The following is an 11528-nucleotide window of genomic DNA, read 5'->3' as shown; positions in this document are numbered from 1 at the left end:
TTGACTCCGCGGCGGTGCGCCCCCGGAGCGAGATTTCCATATCCTTCCCAACTTAAAGATTAAGACTGTCATGAAAAAGACGAAAATTGTTTGTACTATCGGCCCGAAAACCGAATCCGAAGAGATGCTGAGCAAAATGCTGGACGCCGGCATGAACGTGATGCGTCTGAACTTCTCCCACGGTGACTATGCTGAACACGGTCAGCGTATCCAGAACTTGCGCAACGTGATGAGCAAAACCGGTAAAAAAGCCGCGATCCTGCTCGACACCAAAGGTCCTGAAATCCGTACCATCAAACTCGAAGGCGGTAACGACGTTTCTCTGAAAGCGGGCCAGACCTTCACCTTCACCACCGACAAATCTGTTGTGGGTAACAACGAAATCGTTGCCGTGACCTACGAAGGTTTCACCAGCGATCTGTCCGTTGGCAACACCGTGCTGGTGGATGACGGCCTGATCGGCATGGAAGTGACCGCGATCGAAGGTAACAAGGTTATCTGTAAGGTGCTGAACAACGGCGACCTGGGCGAAAACAAAGGCGTTAACCTGCCGGGTGTGTCCATTGCTCTGCCAGCGCTGGCTGAAAAAGACAAACAAGACCTGATCTTCGGTTGCGAACAAGGCGTTGACTTCGTTGCTGCGTCCTTTATCCGTAAACGTTCTGACGTGGTTGAGATCCGTGAGCACCTGAAAGCGCACGGCGGCGAGAACATTCAGATCATCTCCAAAATCGAAAACCAGGAAGGCCTGAACAACTTCGACGAAATCCTCGAAGCGTCTGACGGCATCATGGTTGCGCGTGGCGACCTGGGCGTTGAAATCCCGGTAGAAGAAGTGATCTTCGCGCAGAAGATGATGATCGAGAAATGCGTTCGCGCGCGTAAAGTGGTTATCACCGCAACGCAGATGCTGGACTCCATGATCAAAAACCCACGCCCTACCCGCGCGGAAGCGGGCGACGTGGCGAACGCCATCCTCGACGGTACCGATGCCGTTATGCTGTCTGGCGAATCTGCGAAAGGGAAATACCCTCTGGAAGCGGTCAGCATCATGGCGACCATCTGCGAACGTACCGACCGCGTGATGAAAAGCCGTCTGGATTACAACAACGACAGCCGTAAACTGCGCATCACCGAAGCCGTGTGCCGTGGCGCGGTAGAAACCGCTGAAAAACTGGAAGCCCCGCTGATTGTTGTGGCAACCCAGGGCGGTAAATCTGCGCGTGCCGTGCGTAAATACTTCCCGGATGCAACAATCCTGGCGCTGACCACGAACGAAACCACCGCGCGTCAGCTGGTGCTGAGCAAAGGCGTGATCCCACACCTGGTGAAAGAGATTGCGTCTACCGATGATTTCTATCGTCTGGGTAAAGAAGTGGCGCTGGAACTGGTTGATTGTGGTCTGGCACAGAAAGGCGACGTTGTGGTTATGGTTTCTGGCGCGCTGGTACCAAGCGGCACAACCAACACCGCATCTGTTCACGTGCTGTAATAATTCCCGAACAAATTATATTTTTGTTAAAAAGCGTCCTTCGGGGCGCTTTTTTTATTCCCGCCTTTAACCAGAACTATTCAAAAAGCAAATCGGGTTTTTCTATTTAATCGCGATTTATCTAAGATGAATCCGATGAAAAATGCCTTTTTTAACATAGCTTTTTCGTCAAAATTGCCGATTTCGTTGCTTCTTTGAGCGAACGATCAAAAATAGGCGTAATCCCATCAAAAAAATATTCTCAACCCAAAAAACTTTGTGTAATACTTGTAACGCTACATGGAGATTAACTCAATCTAGAGGGTATTAATAATGAATCGTACTAAACTGGTACTGGGCGCGGTAATCCTGGGTTCTACTCTGCTGGCAGGTTGCTCCAGCAACGCTAAAATCGATCAGCTGTCTTCTGACGTTCAGACTCTGAACGCTAAAGTTGACCAGCTGAGCAACGACGTGAACGCAATGCGTTCCGACGTTCAGGCTGCTAAAGACGACGCAGCTCGCGCTAACCAGCGTCTGGACAACCAGGCTACTAAATACCGTAAGTAATAGTACCTGTTAATAAAATGGCGCACATTGTGCGCCATTTTTTTTGCCTACGTCAAACCCCTACTGAATCACCTTCTCTCCCTCGCCTTCCGCCACCGCCGCTGAGACACGACTGTTTTGAACAGACAGGACAGAACTGCTGGCTGCCGAACCGTTGTCTGCTGAAACGGCAACCGGGATCCCCGCCCTGCGCGCCAGCGCTTTATCAATGAGCGTTTTATCGCTGCCTGATTCCGCTGCAAAGGCGGTAAACGCCGCAGAGTGCGCAAATGGCACCGTCTGTGGGTTTTCGCCCTCAGCCTGCGCCAGCGGCCTGTGTACCTCGATATAGCGTTTGCCGTCCGGCTCCACAGAGAACTTCACCGGCTCATTGATAATCTGAACCCGCGTGCCCACGCGCGCTTGTTCAAACAACGCTTTGATATCCGGCGCGTTCATCCGCATACAGCCCGAGCTGACCCGCAGCCCCACGCTGTCCGGTGCGCTGGTGCCGTGGATAAGATATTCCCCATTGCCGATGCCCAGACGCAGCGCATAGCGCCCCAGCGGGTTATTAGGCCCGGCGGGTACCACAGCCGGCAGTTTTATGCCCTGGGCCAGTGAGCGCGCTCTGATGCCCGCAGGCGGGGTCCAGGTGGGATTGGGGATCTTCTGGCTCACACGGGTGGTGCTGACCGGCGTTTCCAGCCCAAGCTGACCGATACCCAGCGGATAGACCTGAACGATATTTTCACCCGGCGGATAGAAGTAAAGACGCAGCTCCGCCAGATTCACCACAATGCCTTCACGATCGGTGTCCGGCAGCAGCATCTGGGAAGGAATGGTAATGACCGTTCCTGGCGCAGGGTTCACCGGTGCAATGGTATTATTGGTTTCAAGAATAAGCTGTGCTGCGGTATTAAACCGACGAGCGATAGCCTGGAGCTTATTGTCGCCTTCCTGAATGGTGTATGTCTGGTTTTGCCCAATCAGGCGGCTGCCTGCGGGCGGTAACGGATAATCAACCGCCCTGGCTGAATTAACAGCACTGAGCGAACCAAGGAGTAATAGAGTTATTAGAGACGCGCGCTTCATGCTGAGATTCCTTATTCACTGACTGAACGTCAGAAAGCTGAAAAACCAGCGAGGTGGAAACCACCCCGCGAAACAGAATGAATGCTGTTCTGTAAGTTTAGCTAAGGATTGCGGCTTTGGCGCGAATGGCGCGGATCATCGCTTCCAGCCCCTGGGATCGGGACGGGGTGAGGTGTTGGGTTAAGGCCATTTTTTCAAACCACGGACGGACGTCAAAGGCGACAATATCCTGCGCCGACATCCGGTGATAGAGAATAAATACGACGGCAATAAGCCCCTTCACAATGGCGGCATCGCTGTCGCCCTGTAATTCGATTACGCCATCATCCGTCTGCTGCATCAGGATCCAGACCTGGCTCTGGCAGCCCTGAATGATGTTGTTCGGGTTATGCGCCTCTTCGCTGAGCGGCGGCAGGCGCTGCCCCAGCTCGATAATATAAAGGTATTTCTCTTCCCAGTTTGCGCAACGTCCAAAGTTGCGCAGCAGTTTATCTCTGTCCGGCAAATCTGCCATCTCTCGCCTCTCCGTTAGCCAAGCAGCTGGTGAATACGTTTTAGTCCCGCCACCAGTCTGTCGACCTCTTCCGTTGTGTTGTACATCACCAGCGATGCGCGGCACATGGCCGGTACCTGATAATACGCCATCAGCGGCATCGCGCAGTGATGCCCGGTACGTACGGCGACGCCGTAATTATCCAGGAAACTGCCCACATCATAGGCGTGATGCTTGCCGAGGTTAAAGGCTATCACACCCAGACGGTCAGCAGGGCCGTATAAGGTCAGTTCCGGGACGCTGGCAAGCTCCTGCAAGGCGTACTGCATCAGCAGCTGTTCGTACTGCTGAATTGCCGCCAGCCCCGTTTCAGAGACGTAGCTCATGGCGGCACCCAGCCCGATGATCCCGCCGGTGTTTGGCGTACCCGCCTCGAAGCGCCACGGGGCCCGGGCGTAAGTGGTTCCTTCCGTCAGGCTGACGGTGGCGATCATCGAGCCGCCCCCTTCCCACGGCGGCATGGCCTGAAGAATATCCTCCTTCACATACAGCACACCGATGCCCGTCGGGCCATAAAGCTTGTGCCCGGAGAAAACGTAGAAGTCGCAGTCCAGGGCCTGAACGTCAACCGCATGGTGCATGACCGCCTGGGCACCATCAATCAGCACTTTTGCACCGGCCTGATGGGCTTTGTCGATAATCAGCGCCACCGGATTTTCCGTCCCCAGCACGTTTGAAACGTGAGTAACGGCCACCAGCCGCGTCCTGTCGTCCAGCAGGGCGTCCAGCTGTTCAAGCTGGAGCGTGCCGTCTTCATTCAGGGGAACCACCCGCAGCTGGGCCCCTGCGCGCTCACAGAGCATCTGCCAGGGCACGATGTTGGCATGGTGCTCCATCTGGGTGATGATGATGTTATCCCCCGCGTGCACCTGCGCATTGCCCCAGCTGTTGGCCACCAGGTTGATCCCTTCGGTGGTTCCACGCACGAACACCAGCTCTTCCGGCAAACGCGCGTTGAGGAAGCCCGCGACCTGGGTACGCACGTTTTCCATGCGCTGAGTCGCCTCGGCGCTCAGGGTGTGGATCCCGCGATGTACCGCCGCATAGCCGTGGCGGTAAAATTCAGCTTCCGCTTCCACCACCTGATTCGGTTTTTGCGCGCTGGCCGCGCTGTCGAGATAGGCCAGCGGCAGACCGTTCACTTCACGGGTCAGTACCGGAAAATCGGCCCGGACTTTCTCTACGGGAAATGTCATGCTTCGCCTCCAGGCAGCCGCTGACCGATACGGGCCAGCACCTGCTGTTTAAGTCCGCCGTCGGGCAGCGCTTCCGTCAGCTCAGCCGCAAAGGCGTAAATAATCATCTTCTGCGCGGCCTGCTGGTCTATCCCGCGCGAGCGCAGGTAGAACATCTGCTCGTCGTCAATACGCCCGACCGTCGCGCCGTGGCTGCACTTCACGTCGTCCGCGTAGATTTCCAGCTGCGGCTTGGTGTCCACCTCTGCCAGGCGTCCCAGCAGAAGGTTGTTGTTGGTCATCTGCCCGTCAGTTTTGATGGCGTGCTGCGCCACGTTGATCAGGCCGTTAAACACCGCACGACCTTTGTCGCTGACGATAGTTTTATGCAGCTGACGGCTGTTGCAATAGCCTTTGTTGTGCTCAAGCCAGGTGCGCGTGTCGCACACTTCTGCCTTCACCGGCATCGCCAGGCTGTTCATGCGCAGCGTGGTGTTCTCACCGTTCAGCTGGGTACTGGTGTTGTGGCGTAACACCGCGCCGCCAAGCAGGAAGCTGTGGCTATACGCCGCGGCATCCTGGCCCAGCAGAATATCGTTGTGGGCGAAGTGGTGACTGAGCGGATTCTCAAACGCCAGCTTGATATGGTGCAGCTGGGCGTTGGCCGCCACGTCCATCGTCAGACGCGAGCCGGTAAAATGACGGGTGTCGTTCAGACTAACGTAATGCTCAATCACCGTCGCTTCCGCCCCTTCTGCCAGCTCGAGATGGTGGCGATAGTGGGCGGTGTTGATCTCGTCGCCCTCAACGCCCTGCGTGATATGCATCAGCAGCAGCGGTTTCGCCGGGCGCTGGTTACGCTTAACACGAATATGGGTGACAGACTGCGACAGGCTCTCCGTGAGGTGCAGAAAGACTTCAGGCTGGACCGGAGCGCTCAACGACTGGCGCTCGTCGTTAATGGCGATATCGAACCCGCTCTCCTCCACGCGGTCGCTGAGTTCCTCCCGGAACTGCCCGTCAACAAACACCAGACGCACGGCATCCACGCTCAGCGCCAGCGCATCGCGCTGGCCAGGGCTAACCTGAGCCAGGCGCGTGACAAACTCGCCGTTCAGCAGACCGTCCAGCGGGGTATATTTCCAGTTCTCATGTTTACGCGTCGGTAAACCGAGACGCAGCAGCTGCTGGAGATGGTGCTGAGCCTGTTCTGAACGCGAATCACCCTGCGCTTCAAACAGCCGGTGCCACTGCTGGAGTGCATTACTGCTGTTCGGTAAGCCAGCCATAACCCTGCTCCTCCAGTTGTTTAACCAGGGTAAAATCACCGGATTTCACAATGCGTCCCTGGTAAAGCACGTGGACATAGTCCGGTTTGATGTAGTCCAGAATTCGCTGGTAGTGCGTCACGATAATAAATGAGCGGTTCCCGTCACGCAGGGAGTTTACCCCGTCGGCAACGATCTTCAGGGCGTCGATATCCAGACCGGAGTCGGTCTCGTCGAGAATGCACAGTTCAGGCTCAAGCACCGCCATTTGCAGAATATCGTTACGTTTTTTCTCACCGCCGGAGAAACCCACGTTTACCGAGCGGGTGAGCAGATCTTCCGGCATTTTCAGCAGCTTGATTTTCTCTTCCATCAGATCCTGGAAGTCAAAGCGATCCAGCGCCTCAAGTCCGCGATACTTGCGCACCGCGTTCAGCGCGGTTTGCAGGAAGAACTGGTTGCTGACGCCCGGAATTTCCACCGGATACTGGAAGGCCATAAAGATGCCCTCACCGGCACGCTCTTCCGGCGACATTTCCAGCAGATCTTTGCCGTTAAACTCAACGGAACCGCTTATGACTTCATAGTCCTCGCGTCCTGCCAGCGTCGCTGAAAGCGTACTTTTCCCGGAGCCGTTTGGCCCCATGATGGCGTGAACTTCACCCGGCTTGACGTCAAAATTGAGGCCACGCAGGATCGCTTTCTCTTCCACGCTGACCTGTAAATCTTTAATGCTTAACATGTACTTTCCTTAACCGACGCTGTGTTCAAGACTAATGGCGAGGAGTTTCTGGGCTTCAACGGCAAATTCCAGCGGCAGTTCGGAGAACACGTCCTTACAGAAGCCGTTAACAATCATTGAAATCGCATCCTCTTCACTGATCCCGCGTTGCAGGCAGTAGAAAAGCTGATCTTCACCGATGCGTGACGTGGTCGCCTCGTGCTCCAGCTGGGCGCTGTTATTGCGGCACTCGACGTACGGGAAGGTATGTGCCCCGCAGTCGGCGCCAATCAGCATGGAATCGCACTGGGTGAAGTTACGCGCGTTGATGGCCGTCGGCATGATTTTCACCAGCCCGCGATAGCTGTTCTGGCTGTGTCCGGCGGAGATCCCTTTCGAGATGATGGTCGATTTGGTGTTTTTACCGATGTGGATCATCTTGGTGCCGGTATCGGCCTGCTGATGACCGCTGGTCAGCGCCACGGAGTAAAATTCCCCGATGGAGTTATCCCCGCGCAGGATGCAGCTCGGGTATTTCCAGGTAATGGCGGAGCCGGTTTCTGACTGCGTCCAGGACATTTTGCTGTTTTCGCCTTCGCACAGCGCGCGCTTGGTGACGAAGTTCAAAATACCACCGGTATTGCCGTCGCCCGGGAACCAGTTCTGCACCGTGGAGTATTTCACTTCCGCGTCTTTGTGGATGATCACCTCAACCACCGCCGCGTGCAGCTGGTAGCTGTCGCGCACCGGCGCGGAACAGCCTTCGATATAGCTGACGTAGCTGCCCTCATCCGCCACCAGAATGGTGCGTTCAAACTGGCCGGTTTTTTCTGCGTTGATGCGGAAATAGGTCGAAAGCTCCATCGGGCAGCGTACGCCTTTCGGCACGTAGATAAAGGTGCCGTCTGACGCCACCGCCGCATTCAGTGCGGCAAAGAAGTTATCGTTACTGGGCACCACGGTGCCGATGTATTTTTTCACCAGCTCAGGGTGATCGTGAATGGCTTCACCAAAGGAGCAGAAAATAATCCCCTGCTCCGCCAGCTTTTCACGGTAGGTGGTCGCCACCGAGACGGAGTCAAAAATGGCGTCTACCGCCACCTCTTTACCCTCGCGCACGGGCACGCCGAGCTGATTGAACGCCTCTTCCACCTCTTTGCTCAGGAAGCTGTTCTCTGCACCAGTTTGCTGTACCGCGCCGGGCTGCGAGGCACAGGTGTCATCACAGCTGCCGCAGGACGGCGCGGAGTAGTAGCTGTAATCCTGATAGTTCAGCTTATCGTAGTGCGCTTTCAGCCAGTGGGGTTCTTCCATCTCCTGCCACGCACGAAACGCGCTCAGGCGAAACGCCAGCATCCATTCAGGCTCGTTACGTTTGGCCGAAATGGCGCGCACGACATCTTCACTGATGCCTTTCGCCAGCTCATCGGTTTGCAGCTGCGTGAAGAACCCCTCTTTGTAGTTGAGGTTTCCGCCGCTCCAGGTGTTTACATCACTCGTTGCTTCAGTATTACGAGACATAGTACCGCCTATACCCCAAAGCTTTCGCCGCAGCCACATTCGTTCTGGGCTTTCGGGTTATGAAATTTGAATAACTGGTTTAAACCTTCACGAACGTAGTCGACTTCGGTTCCATCGATAAACGGCATAGCCTGTAGCGCGACGTAGAGCTTAGCGCCGTCAGTTTCAAAGACCAGGTCATCCTTTTCAGGTTCGGTGACGGTGTCCAGCACGTAGCCAAACCCCGCGCAGCCCGTCTGCTTAACGCCTAAACGTACGCCGAGGATGTCGGGATTTTTTGCCACCAGCTCATGAATGTGCGCCGCCGCCGCGGGCGTAAGCGTTAAGCCACGCCAGGCAAAATCGGCCGGATTGAAGGTTTCTGAATGCAATTCCATAGGTCCACCTCATCTGATAAGCCACCAGGGCATAACACCATGTTAGTGATAACGATTATCACTTCAACCCCCTGACAGCAGGGGCTTTGGGCTAAACCGCCCTTTTTGGCTACTTTCTTTAAGCATAGACCCTGTGGCGGGATGCGGATGGGATGGTGATATTTGTTCAATGCATTGATAAATAATGCATTTCAGAGAAAAGGCGGTAAGGTGAAGGGCAAAAAGAAAAATTGTATTGGAAATACCTATTTTTGAGATAGCTATCGTTCGATAAGAAAGTGTACTGGAGCAAACAAAAAGGCCCTGACGGACCCCTTAACTTCAGAGATGGAACGCGACGGCAAAGCCCTGTTCACGCCAGTGGTCGAGCTGTTGCTGCTGGCGAGGCGTTGGATCTTTACCGGTCCAGACGAAAATTTTTTGCCCCGGGAAGAGTTCCGGGCGCGGAGAATCAATCGGCTCGGCCAGCACGTCGATATGCCAGCCCTTGTAGGCCAGACGGGCCGCTTCCAGCCACAAATGCGTACGGTCGTCGCACTCCCACCCTATCAGCAGCGCGTCTTTACCGGCTTTTTTGCGCGATTCCACCAGGCTTGTTACGGCAAACTCAATCAGGACACCATCAAGCAGGCTCGCCATATGGCGCACCGTATTCTGGTCCTGGTTCATTCGCTGTCGTACAGGGGTGATGATGTTATCAATCAGAACATCCATCGCATGATCGCGACGGAACTCACCGATTTTGGCCCGCAGCTTTGCCGGATTGGCGTAGCGCAGAACGGTTAACATCTCTTCCTGAAACGATGCCCAGTTCCCCTGAGTCATCACTTCTGTATTTTCAAGAAGCGCTTTTACTTTGCCGACCGAAACACCCGTTTTCATCAGGCGTTTGATCTCTTCGATACGCAGGATATCTTCATCGTCAAACTGACGATGACCCCCTTCGCTGCGCTGCGGCTTCAACAATCCATAACGGCGCTGCCAGGCACGCAGCGTAACGGGGTTGATACCGCATCGTTCGGCCACTTCGCCGATACTGTAATAGGCCATTAACTCCCTCACGCACAATACTTCCATACCTAACCAAACCAACCTTATCAGATTGTACAATATATTTGTATAACTAACTCCGGGTTCGGAGGCAAGTGAATGGCCCAGAGAACCACTCACTCATTAATGTATTGTTGTATAAATTTAGCCAAACGTACAGGTAACTCTTAAGAGTGACGTACAGGATTTCTATAAATCGTACTTTTTCTCTGGCCAGGCAATCGCCGGAATGCCCCCCAGACGCGGGCTGGCGAACAGGTTTCCCTGGAACTGAGAAATACCGGCAGATTCCAGCCACATCCACTCTTCGGCCAGCTCTACGCCGACTGCGCAGAACAGAATTTCCAGGGACGCGCAGCATTTGATGATCGCCTGAATGATAGCCTGACGCGGGCCGCTTTTGTGCACGTTGGCAATCAAATCACGATTAATCTTAATTCTGTCCGGCTGGAACTGGGCCAGCAGTTGCAGGCCGGCGAACCCCGCACCAAAGTGATCGATAGCCACGCTAATGCCGGCGCTTTTGAGCTGTCTGACCGCGCTGGTGAACTCCTCAAAGCGCGAGATCGCCTCGCTCTCGGTGAACTCGACCACAATTTGCTCCGGCACAAAACCGTTCGCCTCTATTGCCGTAAGTAAAAAATCGACGGCACCGGGAACATTGACCAGCGTCATCGGCAGCAGATTGATGGACAACGTTTGATTCCCCAGACCCAGCGCGCTGGCCATCGACAGAGCCACCTGCTTGCTCTGTAAATCCGATTCGTACAGCGCCTCACGCGGCTGGTTAGCAAAATATTCTGCCGGCGACTCCCCGGACGGCGTGCGGAGCAGGGCTTCCCATGAGACCACCTGCTGCATAAACGGATCGACGATAGGTTGAAATGCGAAACTACAGTCAGCCCCCTTTGCCACAACCGTCGGCTGCGAAGATAACGGCGTGTTTTCGGTGACAAATTCCCAGGAATCCGCCGAAGGCAGCTCAAAATAGTTCGCTTTTTCAGTGGCTTCAACGAACGTGCGGAAAAATTGCAGGGCGCGATCGTTATACGTCAGCTGATAGCGGGTGGTGCCTTTATCGAGAACCTGTTGCAGCACTTCGTCCGTGTCGTACTGACGAAGGTCAAATAGCTCCATACCAGCGTTGCCAAAGCGCCGTGAAGGACCGTGATCGCTCAATAATTCAACCACGTTGTGATGCCGTGGGTCGCGGCAGATGAGCTGATAGATCTCATTTACGTTCTCAGCGGGCCCTTCAAGTAATTGAAAAAAGTGTGTGCCGTTAAACAGCAAAATCCCCGTTACATCTAACTGGCGATTTCTACAATTTGCAGCATCGACCATGTCTTCCAGCGCTTTAACTGGAACGTCCTCGCAGATATGACTGCGGTAAATAATGGTTGTGAGCATGCTAATCCTGGAGATTGAAGGGGTGACCACGAAAACGCGTGGGGAGAACTCTGTTATAGCACATTTATTGCCCAACAAATAATTTACATCTCAACGATTTACGCGGCGTCTTTACGCTATTTGCTGGCTTGTACAACTCTGCGACGCCACTTCGGATTGTACAATATATTCTGTAAATTCCGCATAAAATTTAACATGCGTAACGATATGATAAATAAGATTTTTATAAAATATATTATAAAATTCTTAAAAAATTGTACATTTTATATGTAAAGATTTGAAAATTATGTATAAATTAATTGTAACGTTAATGATTAAAGAATTTTAAAGGATCTAAA

11 protein-coding genes are annotated in these 11528 nt (G+C 54.0%); 2 read left to right on the top strand and 9 right to left on the bottom strand.

The genetic code is table 11. The features are described from left to right. Nucleotides 1–70: 70 nt before the first annotated feature. The gene (gene pykF, locus IM267_RS13085) at nucleotides 71–1492 is read left to right on the top strand and encodes a pyruvate kinase PykF (protein ID WP_003857687.1); all 1422 of its coding nucleotides are present in this window, start codon (nucleotides 71–73) and stop codon (nucleotides 1490–1492) included. A 312-nt stretch (nucleotides 1493–1804) separates the two neighbouring features. Further along, nucleotides 1805–2041 carry a murein lipoprotein Lpp gene (lpp, locus tag IM267_RS13080; RefSeq protein ID WP_001082307.1) on the top strand — a complete coding sequence of 79 codons (237 nt, stop codon included), beginning with the start codon at nucleotides 1805–1807 and terminating at the stop codon, nucleotides 2039–2041. 60 nt (nucleotides 2042–2101) lie between these two features. On the opposite strand, the gene IM267_RS13075 is transcribed toward lpp, so the two are convergent. From IM267_RS13075 to IM267_RS13035, 9 genes are all read right to left on the bottom strand, one after another. Further along, on the bottom strand, nucleotides 2102–3115 hold the full coding sequence (locus IM267_RS13075; protein ID WP_193033553.1) for a L,D-transpeptidase family protein: 1014 nt from the start codon (nucleotides 3113–3115) through the stop codon (nucleotides 2102–2104). 97 nt (nucleotides 3116–3212) lie between these two features. Continuing rightward, nucleotides 3213–3629 (bottom strand): cysteine desulfuration protein SufE, encoded by a 417-nt coding sequence (sufE, locus tag IM267_RS13070; RefSeq protein WP_063448947.1) that lies wholly within the window; start codon nucleotides 3627–3629, stop codon nucleotides 3213–3215. 14 nt (nucleotides 3630–3643) lie between these two features. Beyond that, a complete protein-coding gene (sufS, locus tag IM267_RS13065) occupies nucleotides 3644–4864 on the bottom strand; it encodes a cysteine desulfurase SufS (protein ID WP_193033552.1) in 1221 nt (406 codons plus the stop codon). Next, on the bottom strand, nucleotides 4861–6132 hold the full coding sequence (sufD, locus tag IM267_RS13060; RefSeq protein WP_193033551.1) for a Fe-S cluster assembly protein SufD: 1272 nt from the start codon (nucleotides 6130–6132) through the stop codon (nucleotides 4861–4863). The genes sufS and sufD overlap by 4 nt, the downstream gene beginning before the upstream one ends. Beyond that, nucleotides 6107–6853, bottom strand: a complete 747-nt coding sequence (sufC, locus tag IM267_RS13055) for a Fe-S cluster assembly ATPase SufC (RefSeq protein ID WP_063448950.1) — start codon at nucleotides 6851–6853, stop codon at nucleotides 6107–6109. The genes sufD and sufC overlap by 26 nt, the downstream gene beginning before the upstream one ends. A 9-nt stretch (nucleotides 6854–6862) precedes the next feature. Then, a complete protein-coding gene (gene sufB / locus IM267_RS13050) occupies nucleotides 6863–8353 on the bottom strand; it encodes a Fe-S cluster assembly protein SufB (RefSeq protein WP_193033550.1) in 1491 nt (496 codons plus the stop codon). Nucleotides 8354–8361: 8 nt separating this feature from the next. Further along, the gene (gene sufA / locus IM267_RS13045) at nucleotides 8362–8730 is read right to left on the bottom strand and encodes a Fe-S cluster assembly scaffold SufA (RefSeq protein ID WP_003857741.1); all 369 of its coding nucleotides are present in this window, start codon (nucleotides 8728–8730) and stop codon (nucleotides 8362–8364) included. Nucleotides 8731–9051: 321 nt separating this feature from the next. After that, the gene (locus IM267_RS13040) at nucleotides 9052–9780 is read right to left on the bottom strand and encodes a MerR family transcriptional regulator (RefSeq protein ID WP_193033549.1); all 729 of its coding nucleotides are present in this window, start codon (nucleotides 9778–9780) and stop codon (nucleotides 9052–9054) included. 189 nt (nucleotides 9781–9969) lie between these two features. After that, nucleotides 9970–11190 carry a diguanylate phosphodiesterase gene (locus IM267_RS13035; RefSeq protein ID WP_063867055.1) on the bottom strand — a complete coding sequence of 407 codons (1221 nt, stop codon included), beginning with the start codon at nucleotides 11188–11190 and terminating at the stop codon, nucleotides 9970–9972. Nucleotides 11191–11528: the final 338 nt, after the last annotated feature.

The sequence above is a fragment of the Enterobacter cloacae complex sp. P15RS genome, from assembly GCF_014895905.1.
GTDB lineage: Bacteria > Pseudomonadota > Gammaproteobacteria > Enterobacterales > Enterobacteriaceae > Enterobacter > Enterobacter quasihormaechei.
The sequence above is the reverse complement of the archived record's forward strand: the minus strand, read 5'-3'. Positions and strand labels throughout refer to the sequence as shown.

Excerpts from the sequence above, each read along its gene's own strand:
- sufS (WP_193033552.1), bottom strand. The coding sequence starts at position 4,864 with ATGACATTTCCCGTAGAGAAAGTCCGGGCCGATTTTCCGGTACTGACC.
- IM267_RS13040 (WP_193033549.1), bottom strand. The coding sequence starts at position 9,780 with ATGGCCTATTACAGTATCGGCGAAGTGGCCGAACGATGCGGTATCAAC.
- sufD (WP_193033551.1), bottom strand. The coding sequence starts at position 6,132 with ATGGCTGGCTTACCGAACAGCAGTAATGCACTCCAGCAGTGGCACCGG.
- IM267_RS13035 (WP_063867055.1), bottom strand. The coding sequence starts at position 11,190 with ATGCTCACAACCATTATTTACCGCAGTCATATCTGCGAGGACGTTCCA.
- sufE (WP_063448947.1), bottom strand. The coding sequence starts at position 3,629 with ATGGCAGATTTGCCGGACAGAGATAAACTGCTGCGCAACTTTGGACGT.
- pykF (WP_003857687.1), top strand. The coding sequence starts at position 71 with ATGAAAAAGACGAAAATTGTTTGTACTATCGGCCCGAAAACCGAATCC.
- lpp (WP_001082307.1), top strand. The coding sequence starts at position 1,805 with ATGAATCGTACTAAACTGGTACTGGGCGCGGTAATCCTGGGTTCTACT.
- sufC (WP_063448950.1), bottom strand. The coding sequence starts at position 6,853 with ATGTTAAGCATTAAAGATTTACAGGTCAGCGTGGAAGAGAAAGCGATC.
- sufB (WP_193033550.1), bottom strand. The coding sequence starts at position 8,353 with ATGTCTCGTAATACTGAAGCAACGAGTGATGTAAACACCTGGAGCGGC.
- sufA (WP_003857741.1), bottom strand. The coding sequence starts at position 8,730 with ATGGAATTGCATTCAGAAACCTTCAATCCGGCCGATTTTGCCTGGCGT.
- IM267_RS13075 (WP_193033553.1), bottom strand. The coding sequence starts at position 3,115 with ATGAAGCGCGCGTCTCTAATAACTCTATTACTCCTTGGTTCGCTCAGT.